18 protein-coding genes are annotated in these 25,586 nt (G+C 46.2%); 1 reads left to right on the top strand and 17 read right to left on the bottom strand.

The annotated features are described in order from the left end of the window. Nucleotides 1-2: 2 nt before the first annotated feature. The 11 genes from nuoH to QK890_RS06875 form a co-directional block, all read right to left on the bottom strand. A complete protein-coding gene (nuoH, locus tag QK890_RS06925) occupies nt 3-1,079 on the bottom strand; it encodes an NADH-quinone oxidoreductase subunit NuoH (protein WP_005810245.1) in 1,077 nt (358 codons plus the stop codon). A 35-nt stretch (nt 1,080-1,114) separates the two neighbouring features. Next, on the bottom strand, nt 1,115-2,707 hold the full coding sequence (locus tag QK890_RS06920; RefSeq protein WP_005775583.1) for an NADH-quinone oxidoreductase subunit D: 1,593 nt from the start codon (nt 2,705-2,707) through the stop codon (nt 1,115-1,117). A 38-nt stretch (nt 2,708-2,745) separates the two neighbouring features. Beyond that, nucleotides 2,746-3,336, bottom strand: a complete 591-nt coding sequence (locus QK890_RS06915) for an NADH-quinone oxidoreductase subunit B (RefSeq protein ID WP_032531159.1) — start codon at nt 3,334-3,336, stop codon at nt 2,746-2,748. Next, nucleotides 3,327-3,677, bottom strand: a complete 351-nt coding sequence (locus QK890_RS06910; RefSeq protein ID WP_005775585.1) for an NADH-quinone oxidoreductase subunit A — start codon at nt 3,675-3,677, stop codon at nt 3,327-3,329. Before QK890_RS06910 ends, QK890_RS06915 begins: the two co-directional genes overlap by 10 nt. A 150-nt stretch (nt 3,678-3,827) precedes the next feature. Then, nucleotides 3,828-4,205: a hypothetical protein gene (locus QK890_RS06905; protein ID WP_186993106.1), complete on the bottom strand. Its 378-nt coding sequence runs from the start codon at nt 4,203-4,205 to the stop codon at nt 3,828-3,830. 133 nt (nt 4,206-4,338) lie between these two features. Then, on the bottom strand, nt 4,339-5,790 hold the full coding sequence (locus QK890_RS06900) for a TrkH family potassium uptake protein (protein ID WP_250726344.1): 1,452 nt from the start codon (nt 5,788-5,790) through the stop codon (nt 4,339-4,341). A 4-nt stretch (nt 5,791-5,794) separates the two neighbouring features. Then, nucleotides 5,795-7,135, bottom strand: coding sequence for a Trk system potassium transporter TrkA (trkA, locus tag QK890_RS06895; protein ID WP_005775589.1), 1,341 nt, complete (start codon nt 7,133-7,135; stop codon nt 5,795-5,797). A 40-nt stretch (nt 7,136-7,175) separates the two neighbouring features. After that, nucleotides 7,176-9,122, bottom strand: a complete 1,947-nt coding sequence (gene dxs, locus QK890_RS06890) for a 1-deoxy-D-xylulose-5-phosphate synthase (RefSeq protein WP_367627267.1) — start codon at nt 9,120-9,122, stop codon at nt 7,176-7,178. A gap of 650 nt (nt 9,123-9,772) precedes the next feature. Beyond that, on the bottom strand, nt 9,773-11,113 hold the full coding sequence (locus QK890_RS06885; protein WP_122329768.1) for an alpha/beta fold hydrolase: 1,341 nt from the start codon (nt 11,111-11,113) through the stop codon (nt 9,773-9,775). Further along, a complete protein-coding gene (locus tag QK890_RS06880; protein ID WP_032531193.1) occupies nt 11,110-11,406 on the bottom strand; it encodes a hypothetical protein in 297 nt (98 codons plus the stop codon). The genes QK890_RS06885 and QK890_RS06880 overlap by 4 nt, the downstream gene beginning before the upstream one ends. Nucleotides 11,407-11,576: 170 nt before the next feature. Continuing rightward, nucleotides 11,577-12,710 (bottom strand): acyltransferase family protein, encoded by a 1,134-nt coding sequence (locus QK890_RS06875; RefSeq protein ID WP_005775597.1) that lies wholly within the window; start codon nt 12,708-12,710, stop codon nt 11,577-11,579. A gap of 202 nt (nt 12,711-12,912) precedes the next feature. Between QK890_RS06875 and QK890_RS06870 the strand changes: the two genes are divergently transcribed. Further along, nucleotides 12,913-13,560 carry an HAD family hydrolase gene (locus QK890_RS06870; protein ID WP_032543494.1) on the top strand — a complete coding sequence of 216 codons (648 nt, stop codon included), beginning with the start codon at nt 12,913-12,915 and terminating at the stop codon, nt 13,558-13,560. Between the two features lie 75 nt (nt 13,561-13,635). Here the strand turns inward: QK890_RS06870 and QK890_RS06865 are convergent, their stop codons facing one another. The 6 genes from QK890_RS06865 to QK890_RS06840 all read right to left on the bottom strand — a co-directional run bounded on the left by QK890_RS06865 (nt 13,636) and on the right by QK890_RS06840 (nt 25,432). Next, complete coding sequence (locus QK890_RS06865) at nt 13,636-15,192, bottom strand: sulfatase (protein WP_005775601.1); 1,557 nt, start codon at nt 15,190-15,192, stop codon at nt 13,636-13,638. Nucleotides 15,193-15,212: 20 nt separating this feature from the next. Continuing rightward, on the bottom strand, nt 15,213-17,291 hold the full coding sequence (locus tag QK890_RS06860) for a Sip1-related alpha-galactosidase (RefSeq protein WP_122329767.1): 2,079 nt from the start codon (nt 17,289-17,291) through the stop codon (nt 15,213-15,215). Between the two features lie 8 nt (nt 17,292-17,299). Then, on the bottom strand, nt 17,300-18,682 hold the full coding sequence (locus tag QK890_RS06855; protein WP_032537167.1) for an alpha-L-fucosidase: 1,383 nt from the start codon (nt 18,680-18,682) through the stop codon (nt 17,300-17,302). A 5-nt stretch (nt 18,683-18,687) separates the two neighbouring features. Beyond that, complete coding sequence (locus QK890_RS06850) at nt 18,688-20,133, bottom strand: sulfatase (protein ID WP_005810232.1); 1,446 nt, start codon at nt 20,131-20,133, stop codon at nt 18,688-18,690. 118 nt (nt 20,134-20,251) lie between these two features. Then, a complete protein-coding gene (locus QK890_RS06845; RefSeq protein WP_005810231.1) occupies nt 20,252-22,234 on the bottom strand; it encodes a RagB/SusD family nutrient uptake outer membrane protein in 1,983 nt (660 codons plus the stop codon). A 12-nt stretch (nt 22,235-22,246) separates the two neighbouring features. After that, nucleotides 22,247-25,432, bottom strand: coding sequence for a TonB-dependent receptor (locus QK890_RS06840; protein WP_234190936.1), 3,186 nt, complete (start codon nt 25,430-25,432; stop codon nt 22,247-22,249). Nucleotides 25,433-25,586: the final 154 nt, after the last annotated feature.

Raw genomic sequence — 25,586 nt, 5'->3', positions numbered from 1 at the left:
GGTTAGAAGTGCAGTCCGAAGACTACGATTAATACCATGATTACCAGATTGACCATCGAAATGGGCACTAAATATTTCCATTCCAGATTCAATATCTGATCAATGCGCAGACGTGGAAAAGTCCACTTGATCCACATCAGCAGGAATACCACGAAGAACGCCTTGCCAAAGAACCAGATGAAGCCCGGGATGTAATCCATTACGGCATTGAATCCGTCCAGACCGACGATATGCAACGGCATCCAGCCTCCGAGGAAGATAGTGGCAGCTACGGCGGCTACGATAAACATATTCAGGTACTCGGCCAGGTAGAAGAATCCGAAGTGCATACCCGAATATTCGGTATGGTAGCCCGCTGTCAACTCACTTTCCGCTTCGGGAAGGTCGAACGGGCCACGGTTACATTCTGCGTTTCCGGCTATCAGGTAGATAATGAAGGCGATCACCGCCGGGATGTGTCCCTTGAATATAAACCATCCGTTGGCCTGGTTCTCTACGATTTCGGAGAACTGCATGGTACCCATCAGTACCACCATCGTCAGGATACTGAGTCCCACGGACAGTTCGTAACTGATGATCTGTGCACCGCTTCGCATGGCACCGATCAGTGAGAACTTGTTGTTCGAGCCCCATCCGGCCAGCAGGATACCTACCACACCGATGCTCGAAGCCGCCAACAGGAAGAATACACCCACGTTGAAGTCCAGCACTTCCAGCCCCTTGCTGATGGGCAGGCAGGAGAAGGTGAGAAACGAAGCGATAATCACCATGAACGGAGCCAGGTTATAGAGGAATTTATCCGAGTGTTTCAGCTCGATGATTTCTTTGGTCATCATCTTAAGCACGTCACAGAGCACCTGGATGCTTCCCCACTTTCCTACACGGTTCGGTCCCAGACGGCACTGGAAGAAACCGCATACCTTACGCTCCATATAAATAAGGAGAATGGCAAGTATGGCATACAGGGCCACAATGCACACCCCGATTACGACACATTCAATGAATACAGCCAGCCCCTCCGGCATGACGGAGGTCAGAGTCTGGTGTATCCAGCTTGTTATTATACTAAAGTCAAACATATGCTATATTTACGATTAGACGATTTACTATTTACTTATCTGTCGATATCCGGCACCACATAGTCCAGCGTTCCGCCAATGGCGATCAGGTCGGCAATCTTGGCTCCCCGGCAGATGGTATCGACAGCCGAAACCAACGGCAGTCCCGTCGAACGGTAATGCAGGCGGTAGGGGGTCTTGTCTCCGTGGCTCTCGAGGAATACCCCGAATTCACCTCGGCTGCCTTCGACAGCAGTGTAGTAACTTCCCTCCGGCACCCGGATGATAGGTTTCATCTTCTCCTGTATCGGTCCTTCCGGAATGTTGTCTATCAACTGTTCGATGATGTTCAGACTTTCCATAATTTCATCCATACGTACCATGTAGCGGGCAAAAGAGTCACCTTCGGTGTAAACGATCTCTTTAAAATCTACTTTGTCATATACACCATAAGGCATACGTTTGCGCACATCGCATGCCCATCCGCTGGCACGGCCTGTACCACCGGTGCATCCGAAGGAAATAGCATCTTCGCGGCTCAGTACGCCTACACCTTTCAGGCGCTGCCGGGCAATGACGTTGCCGGTAAATACGTCGTGATATTCGTGAATGATGCCACGCATGTAGGGGATGAATTTTTTCACTCTCGGGATGAAGTTCGGGTGTAGATCCGCTTGTACCCCACCAATAGTATTATAGTTCATAATCAGACGTCCGCCACAGGTCTCTTCGAACATGTCCAGAATCATCTCACGGTCACGGAAACCGTAGAAGAAAGCGGTCAGTGCTCCCAAGTCCATCGCGAGGCACGAATAGAACAGCAGGTGGGAGTCGATACGCTGAAGTTCGTCCATAATGGTACGGATGTACTTCACACGTTCGCTGACTTCGATTCCCATTGCCTTTTCGATGCACATGCAAAGGGCATGGCGGTTTTGGTGTGCTCCTAAATAATCGAGCCGGTCGGTCAGTGCAAGGGTTTGCGGATAGGTGAGGCTTTCGTTCATCTTCTCGATTCCCCGGTGGATGTAGCCGCAGTTGGCATCGAGTTTCCTGATGGTTTCGCCTTCAAGCGATACGCGGAAACGCATTACTCCGTGGGTGGCCGGGTGTTGTGGTCCGATATTGACTACATATTCACGGTCATCAAAGATGACATTCTCCTGGGTTTGGTAAGTTCCGTCCGGGTTCAGTTCTATTTCCTGCGTGGTGTCATAGGTCTCTTCATTATCCATACGCAACGGGTTATCCTTTTCCGGATTATTATCTTTACGCATCGGATATCCTACCCAGTCGTTACGCAGATAAAGGCGCCTCATGTCGGGATGTCCGATGAATACAATGCCATAATAGTCGAATACTTCACGTTCGTTGAAGTCGGCCGCTTTCCAGATGTCACTGACGGAAGGGATTTCCGGAGTTTCGCGGTTATCTGTGGATGTTTTTACAGCGATGCGTTCGCCGGTTACGGTCGATTCCAGATGGTAGACTACTCCAAGTCCCCGGGTTACGTTCGGTGCGTCGCCTTCCTCTGCCACTCCCCAGTCCATGCCTGTCAGGCTTTCGAGAAAGTCCATCTGCTTTTCGTTACGCAGACGCAGCATCTCGTCGTGTAGTGCTGCGGGTTCTATGTATTTTATTTCTTCCATATTTTAATGATTAATGCGAATCTGTGATGCATCTGGGTTTATTCCTTCTCAGGTTTCTTCTCTTTTCGGTTTACTCCTCCGAAGAATTTTTCTATCTTCACTTTGCGTTGCAGTTGCATCATGCCGTAATAGAATGCTTCGGGACGGGGCGGACATCCGGGAATGTATACATCGACCGGAAGAATCTTGTCTACTCCGTTTACCACATGATAGGACTTGCGGAACGGACCGCCGCTCACTGCACATCCTCCTACGGCAATCACATATTTGGGATCTGCCATCTGATCATACAGACGCTTCAGTACCGGGGCCATTTTATTGGTGATGGTTCCGCATACCATAATCATGTCGGCCTGTCGCGGGCTGGCACGGGCTACTTCAAACCCGAAGCGGGCCATGTCATAACGCGCGGCACCCAGTGCCATGAATTCGATACCGCAACAGCTGGTTGCGAAAGTAAGCGGCCACAGCGAGTTGCTGCGTCCCCAGTTGATAAGATCGTCAAGCACTCCCACGAAGACGTTGGCTCCGCCTTCATTGAGTTCTTTGACCATCTTTTCCAACGATTCGTTATCGATGAAGTCTTCATAAGGGATAGACTTTATTTTGGGCTTTTTCATTATTTCCATTCCAGTGCTCCTTTCTTCCAGGCATAGGCAAGACCCAGAACCAACACAACTAAAAAGAAGAGAATACTAATTAATCCTTGGGGTCCCAGATCGCGGGCAATCACTGCCCAGGGAAACAGGAATACCGTTTCGACGTCGAACATCAGAAACAGGATAGCAAACAGGTAGTAACCTACGCGGAACTGCATCCATGATTTACCGCGTGTAGGGATACCACATTCATACGCTTCGAACTTTTGCGCATTATACGATCGTGGTGAGATAGCGTTTGAAAGGGCTATCACCACACCGACAAAGGCAATTGCGGTCAGCAGAACGACAACTAACAATGTAAAATTCATAATCCAATAGTATGTTTAGATTGAATAATCTGAAAGATGCAATAAATCGTCACACCTCTGAGTGACAACTGATTGAAAAAGGGTTGATAGCTACAGGACACAAGTGGATCTGTTCACAAATGGCATCGCTGTTCGTAGCTTGTAGCTTTCCTAAATAATGATTTTCCTTAATCCGTAGACATAGTAGGTCAGTGGATCCAACGGATTGTATGTATGTGAATAGATTGAATGATCTGATAAGGGATTATTTCTCATTCTGTATTTATGGAAAACCGTTTCGGGACGGATAAAGCTTTTATCCGTTGGTACATGAGAAATATCTGCATGACCCATTTCGCAGGGCATGATGGTACAATAAAAATGGAATCGCTCCAGAATGTTCCGGTTTGCAGGAGCGGCTTGTGAAATAAAACATTCGTCCTGATCCGGATCTTCTATTATATAAGAGGTATTTGCCGCCTTCATCGTTACCGAATGAAGCAGCACGGCAAGCGCTATCAGTATATAATATTTTAAGCTTTGTTTCATTTCTATTCCTTAAACGGTTGCAAATATAGAATTTAATTTTATCTCTTTTGCAAACTCCATGTGACAAAAAAGGTTTTTTAATAAATCATATATTGTTCTATATTATACAACAAATGAGGTTATCCTCTTGTTTCTAATTCCTTTTCCAAAAATCTGAACTGAATAAAAGCAGTACGGTAAACAGCTCGAGACGTCCCAGCAACATGAGGAATGACAACAACCATTTTGCCAGTTCGGGAAGTCCGTTCCATGAATAAGCGGGGCCGCAGCTACCCAGTCCGGGGCCCATATTGCCGATACTCGAGATCACCGTACCGATGGATTCGGTAAAGCCTACTCCCATTGCCATCATCAATAGTACACTGATGATGATGATAACGGCATATAGAAACGAGAAGGCCAGTACCGTCGAGAGTATGGAAGGGGAGATGACCTGTTTGTTCACCCGGACCGGGAGCACTGCATTCGGATGTACGATGTGTTTAAACTCATTCCGTGATACCTTGGTGAGAATCACCATCCGGATGCATTTCATACCACCTGTGGTACTTCCGGCACAGGCACCTATCAGCATAATGACAGTCAGGGTTCCCCAGAGTACAGGTACCCATTGCATATAGTCGGCCGTTACAAATCCGGTGGAAGTATGGAGCGAAGCTACCTGGAAGAAAGCTTTACGGAATGATCCTTCTGCGCCCATTGAAGTAGTACGGTAAAGTACCGCTGCGATGAATCCGGTAAAGATAATCACTGACATGACGTACCATTTCAGCTCGGCATTCTGGGATACCTTCTTCAGCTTGCCGGTAAATAATAATAGAAGCAGCGTAAAGTTGATTCCGGACAGGAACATAAAAATGCCTATTACATATTCTATATAAGGTGAGTTGTAGTAAGCTATGCTGTCTTGTTTAGTGGAATAGCCTCCTGTACCTGTGGTGGCGAACGAATGGCAGATACTGTCAAACAATCCCATGCCGCCGAATAACAACAGAATTACTTCGATGGCTGTCAGTCCGGCATAAATCGTCCATATCCATTTGGCCGTCACGCCGATACGGGGGTGCACTTTATCGTAAGTCGGTCCGCTCGATTCGGCTGCGAAAAGCTGTACGCCGCTCACTCCGAAAATGGGCAGTACGGCAATGGTAAAAAAGACAATACCCAGTCCGCCTATCCATTGTGTCATGCTTCGCCAGAAAAGGAGTCCGTGGGGCAGTGCCTCTATGTCGTCAAGAATGGTGGCTCCGGTACTGCTGAATCCTGACATTGTCTCAAAGAAGGCGTTGGTAATGCTTGGTATGTAATGGCTAAGGTAGAACGGGAGCATTCCGAAGAGGGAGAATACGACCCATGCCACACTGACAATGACATATCCGTCGCGTCGGTTGAGTTGTTTTTCAGCTCCTTTTCCGACGGCAAGCAGGAGGATACCGACCAGAGTGGTCAATCCCGCCGACAATAGGAAACTGTTCAGGTCGTCTTCACCGTAAATCAGCGAAACGCCCGCACAGCAGAGTAACAGGGCGGTCTCTATCAGCAAGAGAAAACCTGTAATGCGGTATATCATTTTGGAGTTTATCATACCATCAATTAAAGTACTTTTCTATCTTCTTGATCATCATGCTCAGGCAGAATACGACGACGTGGTCGCCTGCCTGGATAAGGGTGTCGCCCGTAACCAGTACACCTTCACCATTGCGGATCAGGCCGCCGATGGTAGTCCCCTTGGGCAGTCCCAGGTCTTTCACTTTGTTTTTGGTGATTTTTGCGTTTTCGGGTACAGTGAATTCCGCTACGTCCGCATTGGCAAAGGTCAGGCATTTCACGTTCGACACGTCCGCATCCAGCATCATCTGGTAGATGTGGCTGGCAGCAATCATTTTCTTGTTGATTACCGTACCGATATCCAGACTTTCGGCCATACCGATGTAGTCGATATTTTCGACTTCGGCCACAGTTTTGCTCACTCCCATGCGTTTGGCGGCAAGGCAGGCCAGGATGTTGGTTTCCGAGTTGCCGGTCAAGGCTACGAAAGCTTCCGTATTCTTTAGCCCTTCTTCGATGAGCAAGTCCATGTCCCGTCCGTCTCCGTTGATGATCATTGTCTTGTCATCCAGTAATTCCGTCAGGCGATTGCAACGGTTAATATCATTATCTACGATTTTCACTTGCATGTAATCCGGTACATACTGCGCCGTACGGACGGCAATGCGGCTGCCACCCATGATCATGACGTTGCGTACATCGGCATATTCTTCCTTTCCGGCTATTTTCCGGATGTAAGGGATGTATTTCCGGGTTGTGGTGAAGTAAACGATATCGTGTAACTTGATGGTATCGTCTCCCCGGGGAATGATGGTTTCAGTACCTCGTTTGATGGCTACCACGTGGTAGGGGATGTCCGGTGCACCCAGCTCGGCCAGTGTAACGTCCAGTATCTCCGCTTTTTCACGCATCTTTGTACCGATCAGGATCAGTGAGCCTCCGCAGAATTCCCACCATTGGCGTACCCAACTCATGCGCATGGACGATACGATCTCCTTGGCAGCCAGCATCTCCGGGTAAATCAGTGAGTCGACGCCCAATTTCTGGAAAAACTCTTTGTTCTTCGGCAACAAGTACTCGTAGTTGTCGATGCGGGCTACTGTCTTTTCGGCTCCCAGATTGGTGGCAAGCATACATGCTGTCATGTTCCGGCTCTCGTCGGGGGTGACGGCTATAAAGAGATCTGCCTCTTTGATGCCTACCTCTTTCAGGCCGGAGATGGATGAAGGAGAGGCCGTGACAGTCATCAGGTCAAAGTTCGAACTGAGTGTGCTTAGTTTTTCTTCGTCGTCATCCATCAGGATAATATCCTGTTTCTCGCGTGAGAGTAATTTAGCCAAGTGTGTGCCTACAGCTCCGGCACCAGCAATAATTATCTTCATTTTGATTGCAAATTGCGGTTCTATTGCGTATTCTCGGAGATTAAGAATGGGCAGTCATGCAACTTTCCACAGGAGCGTCCATCCGTAATTCGTTTTTAGTAATTGCCTTGTAAATGCCTTCTTCATCCATCCCGCACAAGTGATAGAGTTGCTGTACCGATCCGTGTTCAATAAACTTGTCCGGTACACCGATACGCCTGATTTCGGGATAATATCCGTTGTCGGCCATGAACTCCAGTACGGCACATCCCATACCGCCTTTTATAATGCCGTCTTCCACTGTTATGACGTGGCGGAACTTTTTACCTACTTCGTGCAGTAACTCTTCATCGAGCGGCTTAAGGAAACGCAGGTCATAATGTGCCACAGAAATACCTGTTTCGGCTTCGGCACGTTCGATGGCACGGGCAGCCAACTTGCCGATAGGACCAATCGTGATTACCGCCAGATCATCTCCGTCCTTCAGTTTGCGTCCTTTTCCTACGGGAATCTCTTCCAGCGGGCATTCCCAATCTACGAGTGAACCCCGTCCACGAGGGTAGCGGATGGCGAAAGGTCCTTTGTCGGGCAATTGGGCGGTATACATCAGGCGGCGTAACTCGTGCTCGTCCATTGGTGACGAGATGGTTAGGTTGGGTATAGGGCGCAGATAGGCCATATCGAACACACCGTGGTGTGTCGGTCCGTCTTCACCTACCAGTCCGGCGCGGTCGAGGCAGAACACTACGTTCAGTTTTTGTATCGCTACGTCGTGAATGATATTATCGTATGCCCGTTGCATGAACGATGAATAGATGTTGCAGAAAGGTAACAGGCCGTCTTTGGCCATACCTCCTGAGAAAGTTACGGCATGTCCTTCGGCGATGCCTACGTCGAAAGCGTGGTCCGGCATGCGGTCCATCAGTATGTTCATTGAGCAACCGCTTGGCATGGCGGGAGTAACCCCCATAATCAGTTTATTCTTTTCTGCAAGTTCCGCCAGTGTATGACCGAACACATCCTGGAAAAGCGGTGGCATTCCGTCTGTATTGGCTACAATCCGTTTTCCCGTTACAGGGTCAAATTTACCCGGAGCATGCCATATGGTGGCCTGTTTCTCTGCCGGACCGAATCCTTTTCCTTTGATGGTGTGTAGATGCAGGATTTTGGGTCCCTGCATATCTTTGATGTCATGCAGGATGCGGGCTATGTTCTTTACGTCGTGCCCGTCGATAGGGCCGAAGTAACGGATATTCATTCCCTCGAAAATGTTCTGTTGCTGGGCTGCCAGTGACTTCAGGCTGTTGCCCAGCCGTATCAGGGCTTTCCGTCGCTCTTCGTTGAGCAGACCCATTTTAAACAACAACCGTGATGTCTTGAAACGCAACTGATTGTAGCGGTTCGAGGTAGTGAGGTTAAATAAGTATTGTTTCATGCCACCTACACTGCGGTCGATGGCCATATCGTTATCGTTGAGTATAATCAGCAGATTGTTTGCGGTAGACGAAGCATTGTTCAGACCTTCGAAAGCCAGTCCGCCGCTCATGGATCCGTCGCCGATTACCGCTACTACATGGCGGTCCCGTTCTCCCTTTCGTTCAGCTGCCACTGCCATGCCGAGCGCTGCCGAGATGGAGTTGGAGGCATGTCCGCAAGTGAATGTATCATATTCACTTTCTTCGGGTGAGGGAAAAGGGCGGATTCCGCCCAGTTTACGGTTGGTAGAGAAGGCTTCCCGTCGTCCGGTCAGTATTTTATGTCCATAAGCCTGATGACCTACATCCCATACAATACGGTCGTAAGGAGTATTGTACACATAATGCAGTGCTACGGTCAGTTCCACTACACCGAGGCTGGCCGCGAAGTGTCCCGGGTTGCACGATAGTTCCTTGATGATGTCTTGCCTCAATTCATCGCATACCTCCGGCAGCTGATCTACACTGAGTTGGCGCAGGTCTTCGGGGTAATTGATAGTGTTTAGCAAGCTATATGTTGGTTCATTCTTCATGATTCGGGCAAATTTAAATGCAAATTTAGTAAAAGAAAGCGGAAGGAGCATCTTTTTGATTGGAAATTTAATAGGTAAGGGCGGAAAGAGAGGCGGACCGATAAACTTGCGGATGGTGGGATGGCTTATAATGTGGTATCTTCTTTTGTTAACATTGTTAATGCTATTTCAAAAATGTTTTCTTCCTGTTTGCATAGAACAAGTGTTTTGCATTTAAAAGGCTTGTTCTTTGCAGACAAAAGACTTGTTTTAACATAATGTTAAATCAAACCTTTTGCTTACTAAAGAATGAAGGTCTTGAAATTGTTGATATCGAGAGGGATAATACGTTCCTTCGTTTTTCTGTACTCTGATTTATCCGCTTGAAATTATAGACGATACTTGTCAAAGTCACAATGATATTAAGGCTTTGCTAACGGACACCGGTTTTGTGTTGCAATGTTGCACCGGGGGCTCTGAATCCGGTTTAAAATGATTGGAGGGTTGTCCTGCAAGAATGAGGCATAGAGGTACTTATACGGATAAACGAAACATCCTTGTTTCTACTATCATCTGTTTCTGAAAGAATGGTGAGATGATTATTCATTCCCCTATTCCTGATTAGCCACTGTATGTGCGTGATATGCGGGTGATACAGAGGAATCCGGTAACTATCGTTTTGGGGGGTGGTTGATGAAAGCTGCGATGTCATCCATTACATAAGCGGGAATAGGGGCGGGACGGCTGTATTCAAGGGGGACTGACTTACCTTCTCCTTCCTGGAATAAATGATTGAGTCGGGGATAGGTTTTAAACATTGCCTTGGGATTCCCTGCCAGAGCGGTGTGCCATAAATCGAAATCATGCATGGTGACCTGGTAATCACGTTCGCCTTGAAGGACGAGTATGGGGAGAGCCAGTTTGTGAACTACTTCCAAAGGCTTATATTGATTGGCAAATGCCCAGTAAGCGTGTGGAAGATTCATGGGTAAAGGAATGGTGATATCGAACGTATCTGTATCCAGCTTTTTCACATTGTCCACTTGTTTTTGTAACTGAGCTATGTCTTTTTGAATATCGTTTGTGGATGGGAGTGCAGAGGCGAGATATTTTACTTGACTTATGAACAGATCTTCAAGCGGACGGGCGGCGCCTGCGAGTAAAATAATTCCTGCCGGAGTTTTATCGCTACATTGGGCGATGCGGGGAGCCAGAGTTCCCCCCAGACTATGTCCGAGGATGTAAATTCGTCTGGGATCTATAGTCGGTATTGATTCGGCAAGCTTTACTGCCGAAAGGGCGTCATCTACTGATTCTTCATCGAAAGTAATTTCTTTGCCCGCAGGCGCGCTATCGGCTCCATACACTTTGGTGCGCTTATCGTAACGGATCACGGCTATTCCGCGCTCGGCCAATCCGTACGCTAAGTCCCGGAAAGGTTTGTTGACTCCTACCGTTTCGTCGCGGTCGTTGGGACCCGAGCCATGTACTAAAATGACTACCGGCAGGTTTTTGCCGTTTTTAGGAAGAGTCAGTGTGCCGGGAAGCTTAAAGCTTCCCGTACAAATTTGTATGTCTGTTTCTTTTATTTTATCTTGTACCGATGCTGTCGGGGGAGTGGCATTTGTAGCCGGAACAGGTACGAAACGAATGGTATTCACCTTTCCGTCCGGATTGAATGCTGTGAGAAAACGTAGTGGAATACGTTCGAATTTAGCGTCGCAGTAATAAATAGTCATACCGTTTATTTGTTCGTTTTTCCACTCTCCGTGCGACTGGTACTTACCTACTTGTTGTTCCAATTGCTTGAATAGTCCGTTCAGCATTTCAACGGAAAGCATTTTCCGGATGTTATCGTCCAGATGCACATACACACTGTCTCCTTTACCTGCAATCAGTCGGTCGAGCAGTTCGGATGCCTGTTGCATACGATCCTGTGCTTGCAATACAGGGGTTGCCGCCAGCAGTAACCATAACAGGCACATTCCTTTGAATAGATTGTTTTTTATCATAACTTGTTTATTAAGAAATCTCCGATAAAAAATAGAGTTCCGAAGAAAAAGATTCCGTAAATCAGCAAGGAGACAGAAGTCAGCCAACGGGGTTGTTTCCGCTCTCCGGCGGCACGGATACGTGCGAACGTACTGAACAAACATTCGGCGGCGGCAAACAGAACTATCAGATAGATGATCAGGTCGGTCCACGATTGCAGCCAAAGATCTTTGAGGTTACCTATCAGGCATACCAGTATCACGATGACTACAAAATATGAAATACGCATTAAGTCAGTTTTCTTTGATCCCATAGGCATCTCCTTTCTTTTTTTAAGTTCATATTCTTCCCTTTGGGGTGCTATTTCACAAACTTAAAATATTTTCTTTGAAAAAGAAGTTTTCCGGACTGATTCCGTATCCCTGTTAACAAATATTATGATAGCGGTGTCGGCCTGTCAACGAAGTTATTGTCCTTAGTTCTCTATACTCTCAAAAAGATGGAGCGTTGGTAGAGCAGCCATAAGATGACATATACGATAGATATGCTGACTAAAGAAATTAATACAGGATAGTAGGCACCCATATAAGGTTCGAGCCCATAAAACAGTGAATTTCCTATGCATCGGAAATCGAAGATGCAATCCAGCAAGTAGGCGAGGATAGAGTTCATTCCATATACTTTCAGCAGCGTCAGGTGAGAGCGGTGTTGTTTATAATCGATCCAGTAATAAAACAGTCCCATCAGCAGGAAGCAATAACCACTGCTGACCAGTACCATCGAACTGGTCCATATGGTTTTGATAACTGGAAATACGAGTCCCCATGTCCAGCCTGCGAGAACCATGCCTGCACCGATGCCAAAGTACAACCGAAGCTTATGTTTACCTTCTGTTGCATCTTTGGCAATGTAACCGGCAAACAATCCGGTCATTACAGTGACTATAAAATTCAGGCTGCTCAGTATCCATGTATAATAGTAACCTTCAGCAAAAATGATGGTTCCGTTTTCTACGGAAGCTCCGTCCCGGAAACGTCCCAATACAGTCCGGTCGATCCATTCTGCCAGATTACCTTCGGGAGTATAATTGCCACCTCCGTAGCCATCGATGCTGATGAACTTCATGGCAGCCCAATAAATGAGTAGCAATGCAACGCAGAGAACGATTTGAGTTTTTCTGCCGGTATAGAGAAACAATAAGGCAGCAGCAATATATCCCGTAGCGATGGATTGCAGAGTGTTTGTATACAGATACAGATGATCGGGATCAAAAGACAATAGGTTACCTTGGCACATCATGCCGAAAATCCAGAGTAACAGTACTCGCTTACATAACCGATAGATCAGTTTACTCTTGTCTGCCTCCCCTTTGAATCGGGATAGAGCGAATGGGATAGAGATTCCGGACATGAAAAGAAATAAGGGCATGATTAAATCCCACGGGGAAAAGCCGATCCAGTCGACGTGTCGCAGGCACCAGTTTACTCCATCCAGATGGGGAGAGTCTATGGCTCTGACTAAAGTTCTTAACAAGGGGCCTAATGCCACCAGAAAAAAGAGGTCCAGTCCTCTTAAAGCGTCCAATGATTCTAATCGTTGTCTTATCGGCTGTTTCATACAGATGTGTTTTTAAAGCATCAGAATAAATAGATAGTTACTAATAAATACGTGTATAAGAGCCTTATCCCTCAAAATTCAATCCCTTTTTTGTCACTGTCGTCTTCCCGTTAACAATTATTATAAAGCTTGTCGGTGGGATGACAGTAAAGTTAGCGCTGAATTATCCGTATCTTTGTCGTAAACATAGAGATATAAAGAGATGAAAAAACTGATAATATTCGATTTGGATGGTACTTTATTGAATACCATCGCCGATCTGGCACATAGTACGAATCATGCTTTGCAAGTTTTGGGATACCCTACTCACGAAGTTACTTCCTATAACTTTATGGTGGGCAACGGTATCAATAAGTTGTTTGAGCGTGCATTGCCCGAAGGAGAGAAGACGGAAGAGAATGTGCTCCGTGTCCGTAAAGAATTTCTTTTGCACTACGATCGGCATAATGCTGACGAGAGTCGTCCTTACCCGGGAATTCCGGAATTACTGGAAGCATTGCAGAATAAAGGCCACAAATTGGCCGTGGCTTCCAACAAATATCAGGCAGCCACCGAGAAACTGATTGCACATTATTTCCCCGGGATACGGTTTGTTGCCGTATTTGGCCAGCGTGAAGGTGTGAAGGTAAAGCCGGATCCCACTGTGGTATATGATATCCTGCAGATAGCCGATGTACCGAAAGAAGAAGTATTGTATATCGGCGATTCGGGAGTAGATATGCAGACGGCTATCAATAGCGGGGTTACTTCCTGTGGAGTCACGTGGGGATTCCGCCCCCGTACGGAGCTTGAATCGTTCTGTCCTGATTTTATAGTGGATAAGGCGGAAGCTGTTTTGTCTATTGTTTAATAAGTAAAGAGGAAAACTGAAGGTCCTACGGGGCTTCAGTTTTCCTCTTTTATAAAGTTGCGTCTATTCGCGCGGTTATTTGATTTCGTCCGGCCAGGGGCATGGTTTTCCGGTGGCTTTGAACGATGGGCGTTGTCCGCCGACTTTACGCAGATAGTTACCCAGATCTTTTGACAGGTGTTTTACGATATCCGGATGCTGGGCTGCCAGATTATTCTTTTCACCTATATCTTGAGGAATGTTGAACAGCTCTTTCTTACCGTTTTCATAATAATAAATCAACTTCCAGTCTCCTTTACGTACCGTACAAGTCGGGCCTATACCCGGACCGTCGTTACCCCAATGGTTCGGGAAGTTCCAATACAGGCTGCGTCCTTTCGAAGGGTCGCCTGTCTGCTTTAATAGCGGGATAAAGCTGATACCATCAATCGGCTGAACAGTTTTGTAATGCTTCACTTGTGCCATCTCAAGAATGGAAGGATAGAAATCCTCGATAATCAGATACTTGTCACATTTGGTATCCGGTTTCACTACACCGGGCCAACGTACGATCATCGGTTCGCGCACACCGCCTTCGTAAGCAGAACCTTTGCCGCTGTTGAGTGGAGAGTTTTGCGTATGTAATTTGCCGTCACGCCATCCCGGTTCGCTGGACAATCCTCCGTTGTCACTCATAAAGATGACGATGGTATTGTCTGCTTCTCCGTTTTTATCCAACCAGTCCATCAGGTCGCCTAAACTCTTGTCCATACCCTCAATCAGGGCGGCGTAAGCGGCTTCTTTAGGAGTCAGTCCTTTGTCGATGTATTTTTGGTAGAAACGTTTGTCTTTATCGATGGGAACATGAATGGCGTAGTGTGCCATGTAAAGGAAGAAAGGCTGATTGTATTCTTTGGCGTGGTTCAGTGCTTTTATGGCTTCCAGAGTCAGTGCTTCACTTACAAAAGTGTCTGTTCCCCAGTATTTATCCAGTCCCGGAACGGCAAACCAAGGATTCGGCTTTCCGTCCGTCCGGTTTCCATAATTGTTTTCACCCAGATAACTGGCCAGTCCGCCTCCTGCATGTCCGGCAATGTTCACTTCAAATCCCATGTGATAAGGACTCTCTCCCGGAGTATTCACTGCGCCGAAGTGTGCTTTTCCGCAATGAATCGTATGGTAGCCATTGTCTTTCAGAATTTCTGCCAGCGAGGTCGCCTGGAAAGTATGGTCGATGTTGGGGACCTGACAAACACCGTTAACGTTCCAGTCCGCTACATTGAATACATCGCTCGGACGGTCTGTTTGCTGACCTTTGGGATAGGTCCAGTTTGTCACCCGGTGACGGGCGGCATTCGTTCCCGTAATCAGGCTGCAGCGGGTAGGCGAACTGATACTGCTGGCATAGGCCTGCGTGAACATTACGCCTTGTTTGGCAAGACGTTCCATGTTAGGGGTTTCGTACACTTCATTATAGTGCGTTTTTTGTGTCCAGAAAGGTAGCGAGGTATCCTGCCACCCCATGTCATCCACCATGAAAAGGATGATGTTGGGACGTGTGTCCATGCGTCCGTCGGACTGTTGGCTCTGTGCTTGCAGAGCAGGGGCAGCCAATGGAGCCAGTGCGAAGGGAATGATTAGTTTTTTATTCATCGTGATATATATTTAGAGTATTACTTTTTGAGGGTTATTTCTCCGGGAGTTTTGATCCGGATACTTCTTAGTTTCTGTCCTCCGGAAGTCTCTGCCCATACTTTTAAGGTTCCGGGGCAAAGTACATTGAGAGTCAGTTGGTCCGGTGTGGAGGAGAGGATCTCTACGGTTGCGGGAGACAGATACTTCTCTTGTATGCCGATTACGGCCCAACCGTTGCGGATGGGGCATAAATGGAACAGCTCGTCTGTAAATCCCTCAAGTTTCACGGGATATGCCGAAGTCAGTTCGGTGGCTGTCCGGGCCTTCCAGTCGAACAGGAGTATCCGTCCGGAGGAGGTCATGTCCGGTTTTCCGGTAAGGGTTTCTCGTAACAGATAATCTTCTTTGGCAATTCCGGCTGTCACTTCCCGGTATTTGGAAGAAGTGTTCAGATTGTAGCAGATGATGCTTACTGCTTCATCTCCCGTGGGAGCAAATACCCGATATGCCTTTCCATCCTGTAACGGGTTGGTAAGGATTGATTCGGGAGTCGGTATGGCAGGTGCTGCCGGACGGAATATCTTTCCGTTGTTGTCAATCAGTGGGAAGATGTTTTCACTGACAAATTCTTTCGGTGAATCCGAAAGATAAACCGGTCCGCCGGAGATGGCTTTCGATCGTGCCATCAGGCTGCCGCAGATCGTGTCGCTGGAATGAAACATGTCATGATCCGGCCACACTGTCTGTCCTTGCAACAGGGTATTGGTGTACGATTGGAAAAGATGGGATTTAGCCATGTCTTCATCATACTTTTTGTAATCGATGCTGACGCGGGTTACTCCGCTATACAATGTATGGTCAGTATTGAGAGTGTTTTGTGCCATGCAGTTCATCAGCCCTACCTGTTGGTCGTGTGTCTGCCTTTCCAGTGCCAGATTGCATTCTTTAGCCTGCCGGACAACTTCTGTCCCACCCATATAGAGAGATAAGGTGAACGCCTGATTGTCTATTTTGAGAAAATCGAATCCGTTGTTCTTTAGCGAACGTACGTAGTACCGGTAAAAATTATCGATGTTCCGGGGGCTTTTGCCGGGTAACAGGCTCCCGTTGAACGTGTAGAGGCTTTGCTTTATATCTGCCGGGAAGTCATTGTCGGAAGATATTCCTGCCCAGTATCCTGAAAGGGCGTACCATAATCCCATCCAGCGGATTCTGTCTTTGTTCTTGCGAGCCATGATTTTATTCCATCCGTTAGGGAAACGCTTCGGATCGGGAACAAAGCTCATCAGTTGGCGTTGTCTGTTGGCTATGTGCCCGTCATCGATCAGTACGTAGCGTACGGGAATGCCGGACGCTTCGATGGCATCGAGATCATTCAGTATTTTAGTTTCGTCAATATCGTAGTGATAATGTTCCCACGTACACCATCCGAGGTAATTCAGTGCTTCGAAATACTCTTTGTCCGTACGCTTTTGCAGTGCGGAAGTTTTATGGTCTGCTATCAGTGTTTCGTAAGCCTGACGGAGTACCTGATAAATGCTGCCGGCATTTTGAGTTAATGCTACCGGCACTTTACCCGAGAGGCGGTCGCATCCGAGTGTGGATACATAGAGGTTCAGGGAACCGTCTTTGTTTATCTGGAACCAACTGAGACTATTATCTCCGGACAGAGCTTTTACGAAGAGGTAATTGCCATCGGCCAGTTGTAGTAACAATGCGTCTCCCAAAGTGGAAGGACGTGCATTTGAAGGAATACCGGGGTAGTTTTCCTGTGTAAGGTCTTTCAACCGACCGAACATCCAGGGCAAGAGCCGGTTGGTGTTATTAGGCCACTCGAAGTCGCCGGGACGGGAGTCTCTGCTGAAAAATGCACCTCGTACATAAGCAGGCAGCTGAATGTTGTAGCAAAGAGTAGATTGATTGTCGGGAACTGTTTCTGTGTACATGATCGGCGCAGATGTCCCGTCAATCCGGAGAGGTTCCGGAATCTGACAGGCATTTACATCTTTGAATGATTTCCCTTTTTCATAGATAAACGTGCTTTGTGCGAGTATGGTTGTTCCGGAGAAGACCATACCCGCTAAAGCAAGCAAACTCATGATGAAATGTTTCTTCATTCTTGTGGTTAATTTACGGAGAAAGCACTGAAGTTTGTAATGTCGGGCAGGGCAATGGATTGCAGCACTGTCAGCCGTAATGCCGTTGCTTCAATGGGATCGAATTTCTCGATCCGCTTGTGCCCTACGGATTCTCCGGTACATACGGTTTTCCATTTCCCGTCTACTTTAGCTTCGATTTTATATTGGCGGATGCGTTCTCCGTTTTTTATGTTTTCCTGAATAATGCAGTAATTGACCGGTTGCTTGGATTTCAGGTTCAGAGTCAGGCTCTTCTTTTGTCCTGAAGTCTGTGCCAGAGGTGAAGTAAAACGGCGGTTGATTTCTTCACCCCACTCTTTGAGGCGTTGTTCGTCACCTGCGGGAATCAGGCCGGTCGGATCGGGAGTCAGTCCGACAATCAGGGTTGCATTACGTCCGACGGACTTCTCGTACATATTCATCAACACATTCAGCGAATAAATGTTATTTTCGTCATCCGGTTCCCAGAACCATTCATGACGTCCGTTAGCTCCTCGCAGGGGAGTATCGGCCATGGCGGGTACCCAATATTTTCCGTCTTTGTCGCCATGCTTCAGCAACTCAAGTTGGTTGACATTGCTTTCTATCCTTTTGTGATGTGAGCAGGGAGCCGGGAAGGTAGACCAACAAGGATATCCCACTGTCCCCGATTCAGAACCTCCCCAACGAAAATCGGCACGGTCTATGTTATGGTAGAAGAGGCAATTGGGCTGATATTTATTGACTATCGGCTCTACATCCGGACCGTCTCCCCGGGGATCATCTGCTCCACCGTCAAACCAGATCATATAAAGGTCACCGTATCGGGTGCAAAGTTCTGTCACCATCTTTTCGCACAAGCGTTTGTACCAGGCCTGGCGGTTATGGGCGAATTCACCTTCTCCTTCGGCTTTAAAGTTATGAATACCCAGCAGAGAGTTCCAACGGATACCGATATAAATTCCGGGTTGTAATCCATATTTGCGGCAGGAGTTTACGAAATCACGGACAATGTCTCCTTTTCCGTCTCTCCATTTCACAGCTTTGAGGCAATATGGGTTTACGTCACTTTGCCATAGCCCGAAACCGGTTTCGTGGGTTGCGGTAAGTACGGCAAATTTGCATCCGGCGGCTTTGGCTGCTTGTACCCACTGGTCAGTGTTCAATTCGGTCGGGTTAAAGATGTTGTAGTCTTCTATCGGGTTGATACGGTTGTTGCCTTGTCCATAACGTATTCCGTCGAATACATGAAGGTCATAGTGGAACACAGCTCCCATTTCAGCCTCGTGCCATTTCATTTGAAGAGGTTTGGGCACGGGAATGTTACTTTGTTGAGCCACACAATAGGTAGAAAAAAAGAGTAAGAGTAGGGTGTAATTAAGTTTGTTCATGGTGGTTAAGGGGTTATATAATTTGCAAATGGATCATTGGTTTGGGTAAGCCATGCTTGCAACTGCCGGCTGAATTTCCGTATCAGTTCGGGTTGTTGGTTGGCTATGTTGTCCATTTCATACGGATCGTTGTTACGGTCGAAAAGGATCACTTTATCGATTTTACCATCGGTGGCATGAACCACGTAAGTATATCGGTCGGTACGTAGCCCGCGGTAGCCGGTTGCGTGATTGTCATATTTCACGAAGTAGTAAGGCTGGACAATCTCTTTCGGTTCTCCGGTTATTATTGCGTTGCCCAAATCAAATGTCTGTACGGTAGAGGGTATTTCCTTTTGAAATCCCATCATAGAAAGTAGAGAAGGGTATAGGTCGGCAAAGGCAATCATCAGTTTATCATCCCGGCGGGGTTTGATTTGATCCGGCCAGGAGATGATCATCGGAATGCGCATTGATTCTTCGTAGAAAATATCTTTTCCGGCATTTTCGTGAGCACCCATGCAGATGCCATGGTCGGAAGTGAAGACCACGATGGTATTATCGAACAGATGATTTTGTTTCAATGCTTCGATAATGCGTCCTACATTTTCGTCTACCCCTGTGATGCAGGCATAGTAATTGCGGATGTTGTTACGGAAGTAGTCTCCCATTTCCGTGCCTTTTGCCGGAATATCCGGACGGTCTTTGCAGAGAGCTTCTACATCCAGATTTTTGTATATCTCTTTGTATCGGTCCGGTACCAGTTCGTATCCCGTGTGGGGCGGATTCATTGATACAACCAGTGCAAACGGCTGTTTCTTGTTCTTTTGTTCGTTGATGTACTCGATGGCTTTATCTGCTTCATATTCCGGTCCCCATTGGTTGACGTAGTAGAAGCTGTCCCGTGGGGCAGTTGTATTCCAGTACATGGGTTTAAGGTGATAGTCGTACGTTCCGTATGCTATCCAATGTTCAAAACCGTGGCGACGTTCGGGCGGACACCATTCATTCCATGCCACTTTTCCGCGGTTGTTGTAAGTATCTACGTAGGGTTTGTAAGGGGCGTCCAGGTGCCACTTTCCGATATATCCGGTGTTGTATCCCTGATCTTTAAGTACATCACTCCAGCACCGGGCGTCTTGTGGGAGTTCCACTCCGTACGGGGCTGTGGCAGAATTACAGTTACCGGTTACCTTGCTGGAGATGGGGTACATACCGGTCATCAACATTCCTCTCGCAGGCGATGACACCGGATAGCTACTGACAGCATTGGTGAAATTGATACCTTCGGCAGCAAGTTGGTCTAAACTGGGGGTTTGTACAGGCTCTTTGCCTATGCATCCCATTGCGTCTCCTCGATATTGATCGGCCATAATGAAGACCAGATTGGGGGGAGTTTGCTTTTCCTGTGCCTGTAGTCCTGTGGCCAAGATAGGCAAGGTAAGCAGTGTTTGAGGGATAATCTTTTTCATAATGCTGTAAAGTTACATCTTTTCTATAAAAATACAATTTTTGGTGAAAGAAACAAGACCTCCCCGCACTTTTTTTGAGGAGGTCCTGTTGGTTATCGGATATCTAATCTACTGAAAACTAATCTCCATCGGGGAGACTGCTGGTTTCTATCTTCCATCCCGGATTTTGATAAATTGTGGAGGTGGTATAGTCTGTAGACCCTTCTTCTGCTGTTGTCAGACGGAAGTGGTCGAAGGCTATCGGATTCAGGTATTTATTCTGGTTCCAGTTATAGCCGTTATAGGCTATGTTATTTGTATTAATCCGGTAAGGACGCAGGTACTGGCTTTCTGATTTTGCTGACACATTGGCATTGGCGTTCCCTGATTCTATCAGGTTCATAACAGAGAGAGTGACGTCTGCTGTTGGTGCCGGATTGGGAGTTGTGTAGCGTTGATAGTTTTCGCTCCACAAATCGAATCCTTCAACATGATAATTTTGCATCATATCCAGTGAGCGCCAGCGTTTCAGATCGTTCAGACGAAGCCCTTCGGCTGCAAACTCAATACGGCGTTCCCGACGGATGTTATACAAAGTGTTTGATACAAACTCTGAACCGGAATAGCGGGCAAAATCCAGTTCCTTACTCAAATCTGTCGCATTGATTGTTTTCTGATAATCGGTATCCATTCCTGCGCGGCTGCGGAGGGCTTTCCAGTATTTATCACTGTTGGCATCGAGTGAGTTATTCAGTTCATAATCTGCTTCCATATAATTCAGGTATGCTTCTGCAGCCCGGAATACAACGCATGCTGTAGTTGAAGGCAGAGTCGGACCTTGTGCAGCATCTGTTGTCAGTCCTTTTTTTACAGAATAGCCGGTAGGACATTTGTTTTCATTCTGTCCAAGTACAATTGGTGCACGGTAATAATAGCCATATCCTTTGACCAGATATTCGATATTGCTGCCTCCTTCTGATAATAGATCACCAGGTAATAAAGTATTGTATGTCAGACGTGGGTCACGGTCGGTTGCAACTGCTTCATAAGATTTATCTCCTTGATAACCGGAATTGCCGGCATAAATAGGTAATCCGTTTTCCATCAGGTAAGTTTGCATCATACTGCGTGTCCATCCGGTGTTACCTCCTCCATTACGCTGAATATATCCTACTACGAAGTGATTCACAGAAGGAGTCAGGCTGGCATCATAAGCTCTCCACAGTAATACTTCCGAAGCATTGCTTAATGATTGGCTGTTGAATAGTGACGGATAATCATTGAACAACGGATACTTATCTGCAACAATTTGGGCGGCTTCTTTTGCCTCTGTCAAGAAGAATTTGATTTCAGAATCGATGTCAATCGTGAAATCCTTCAGATAATCCTTTTCTGCTCCTGGCCATCCCGGGCCTCCCGGAACGCGGGCAGTTCCTTTATGATACTTTTCCCAAGTGCCTTCGAAGAGAGCTACACGGCTTTTCAATAAAGCAGCACAATCTTTGTTTAGACGGTTACTCATAGGAGCAGTTGTTTTCATGTAATAGTAAGCAGAATCCAGATCTTGTAAAATGAAGCGTGCCACTTCATTACGCGGGCGACGTTTACTTGCTTCCCTGACCGTTTCATAGTCTTCCGAAATCCATTGTTTTAGGATAGGGAAGTCTCCGAGAGCAACTAACTTGGTGTAATAAATGTAAGCACGGAAGAAATACATCTCTCCCAGATAATGCATGTTATTAGCTTCCATTCCACTTAGTTCGCCGGCTTCCAGGCGAGGGCGTACTTTGTTGATGAAGTAATTTACATTTCGAATTTTACCGAAATCCCAGGCGCCACCACTTTGAGCTACGCGAGTTTCTCCTTTTACAAACGAACTGTTGGGGTTACTTGCAGCTTGGTTATCACTGTTGTTATCAGTAGCAAATACTCCCATACTGTATTGTCCCGGAGTGTGGGATGGAAGTTGGTCATACAAATTAGCCGAATAAGCCGCCAAATCACTTTCTGCCAACAGATATTTGTCGGTAGGTACGGCATCCAATGGCTCTTTATCGAGAAAATCATTGCAAGAGCATAAAACACTTGCTAAACTAAAAATATATAATAGATTCTTTTTCATTATACTTGCTTTTTAAAGAGTTATATTTAAACCAAATGAAATAGTCTTTGACAATGGGTAGGTCTTTCCGTTACTGAATCCGTTACCGGCAGTTGCTTCAGGGTCGAACATATCGGCGATACCACTAATTGTAAATAAGTTCTCACCGCTGACATAAACACGGAGCTTTTCAATTTTTGCTTTATTCATCCAGGCTTTGGGGAATGTATATCCGATTTGCAGATTTTTCATACGCATATAAGCACCGTTCTGCAAATAGCGTGTTTGAGTCTGCTTGTTTTTGTTTCCTTTATCACCCAGATATGCTTTGGGATAGTATGAATCGACATTTGCTCCGAATATAGAAGTTGTGTTTTCAGGACGGAAATAATCGAGATGTTCGTCGAAACCTACAGATTGCCACTCGCCACCGTCTGCTCCCCAGAACATCGGACCGCTCAACCAAAGATCACGTTTCATGACACCTTGGAAGAACATCTGGACATCAAAGCCTTTCCAGTCAGCTCCTAAGCTCAATCCGAAACGAAAGCGGGGAGTACTGTTCCCGATTTTCTTTAAATCACCATGATCTGTTGCTGTACTATTTCCTTTGTCTACTACGCCATCGCCATTGAGGTCCCGGTACATAATATCACCTGCTCCCCAGGCAGAACCTATCTTACTTTGGTCATTGTTAGCCAACCATTCCGTCATTTGAGCATCTGTATGGGCAATACCTTCGGTTTCGTATCCCCATATCTCTCCGATAGTCATTCCATTGTAATAAAGGGCGTTGCCGTTTGCATCCCACAGAGCTTTAGAAGCGTTAGGATATGAAATGACTTTGGCACGGTTGTCAGAAAGATTGAATCCTACATTATAGTTTACTTTTCCGATATTATCTCTCCAGTTAGCCTGTAGTTCCCATCCCTTATTTTTTAATTCAGCATTGTTGGTGTTGGGTAGTGAAGTTCCTAAAATAGCACCTACTTCGGCTGCCGGTCCTACCATATCTTTGGTTCTGCGGATGAAGTATTCAAAAGTCATGTTCAGACGATTGTTGAACATGCCGAGATCGATACCGAAATTGGTATTATAGATTTTCTCCCATGTAAGTGTGCTACTGACCATTCCGGGAACTCCGGCTGTTGTTGGTCTGCTGCCGTCCATTAACCAGTTGCCACCGTTGGCTGTTACACTTTGTGTCAGATAGAACGGATAGTAAGAGTCTGTGTTCTGGTTACCTAACATACCCCATGAAACACGAGGTTTCAGTGTGCCAATAATATCGTTGATTGGTTCAAAGAATGATTCACGGGCTACATTCCATCCTAAAGAGAAAGAAGGAAATACGTTCCAGCGCTGATCTCTCAAGAAGCGGGAAGAACCGTCGTAACGAACATTTACTTCAGCCATATAACGGTCTTTATAAGCATAGTTGAGGCGTCCGAAGAATCCGGCTGTGGACCAGTCATTGTATTTGGAACTATTAATCTTGTCTTCTCCTGTCGCTGCACTGATTTCCGGAACAAGACTGCTGATTACATCAGGACGCTGGGCTGCGAGTTCGCGATAAATATATTCTTCGGTATTCATTCCGACCAATGCCTTGAAGTAATGGTCTTTTATTTGTAATGTGTAATCAGTATATACACTTGTTGTGTAAAAATTGCTATTTTGGTAGGCTGAGCGTGCAAAAGAGGATCCTGGAGAATAACTGCCGCTGAAAGCCAATGCCAACGGGTTACCGTTTACATCGTGCTCGTAGATGGGGTTTAGGTTTGTTTGTTTATTTTGGTTGATAACCCGCATTCCTGCTTCTGCATAGATATTCCAACCTTTCATAGGGTGAATCACCAATTGTCCCTGAAGGTAAATATTGTCATTGTGTGTTTTGGCACGTCCGCCGTCAGTCAATTGGCTGAGTTTACCATTCCTCATATAATAGCCGTTCGGGTCTTTAAAAGGCATCATAGGCCACATGCGGGCAATATCATGATAAAGGAGTCCACCTTCTTCAAGGTAAATAGGATTGTCAAGATCAAAACGAACGAATTTGGTGTTTATGTTGAAGTCTACGTATTTATTAATTTGCGCATTTACTTTTGCCGTTGCATTATAGCGTTTGTAATTATCGTTACCGTAACGGAGGTTACCGTCCTGATTCAGGTAACTGCCCGAAACGTAGTATTGCAATTTTTCTGTACCTCCGTTCAGGCTGATATTGTGTTCATTTGACCAGGCCCATTGAAAATGCTTTTTCCACCAGTTTACGTTATCATTGGCTTTCTCGTGGAAATGCCAATTGTTGCCGTTAGCTATGGTAGTTGTTGTAATTTCACCTGCCATATACTTCTGGATACGGTCTATGGTCTCTTCATCAAATATTGCACTACCACCTTGGTTGATAGATGCTTCATTGAAATAATTGGCAAAACGATACGAATCAAGTTGGTTAGGAAGATTAGTTGGTCCGGAATAGCGGAAACTGTTGTTGTAGTTTACCTGCATTTTACCCGCTTTACCCTTTTTAGTGGTGATCAGGATAACACCGAATGCGGCACGTGATCCATAAATGGAAGAAGAAGCGGCATCTTTTAGTACAGAGATGTTTTCAATGTCTTCCGGATTCAGATTGTTCATGTTACCTTCCATTCCGTCGATCAAGATAAGTGGTGAGGCACTTGATCCTTTACCAATAGTACCTGTTCCACGGATGTTTACGTTCATTGTTTGTCCCAACTGTCCTCCTAAATCAGGGGTGGACAGGTTTAATCCCGGAACTACTCCTTGCAGAGCTTGTCCCACCTGTGATACCGGGCGTGAAGCCAGTGCTTTGGTATCTACACTGGCAACGGCTCCGGTTAAGTTTACTTTCTTTTGGGTACCAAAACCGACTACCACTACTTCATCAAGTGTTTTTGAATCCTCACTTAATTCAATCCTGAAAGATGTTTGGGTACCATTGAGGGAAATTGACTGAGTTACGTATCCTATATAAGACACGTTTAATACACTTCCTTTTGCAACATTTTTTAGGGCGAACTCACCATCCAGATTTGTGACGGTTCCGTTGTTTGTCCCTTTTACTTGAACAGTGGCACCGATGATTGGCTCATTGAGCTTTTTGTCAATCACAGTACCCGTAATGTTGAATTGCTGTGCATGCAATGAAGTGATGCCGAGCAGCAACATGAATAAGATTGAAATTTTTTTCATTCGTTTCTTATTTAAAGTTATACATAAGGTTTAATTACATGGCAAATTTACTGGGATTGGCAGATTGCGGAGGGACACGCTTGTATCATTCAGCATACACGTTTAATTCAATGGCGTGTTTTTTTCAAATCTCTTTTGTATGTTTAGTCTTTAT

The organism is Bacteroides sp. NGMCC 1.200775, from assembly GCF_040798045.1.
Lineage (GTDB): Bacteria > Bacteroidota > Bacteroidia > Bacteroidales > Bacteroidaceae > Bacteroides > Bacteroides hominis.
The sequence above is the reverse complement of the archived record's forward strand: the minus strand, read 5'-3'. Positions and strand labels throughout refer to the sequence as shown.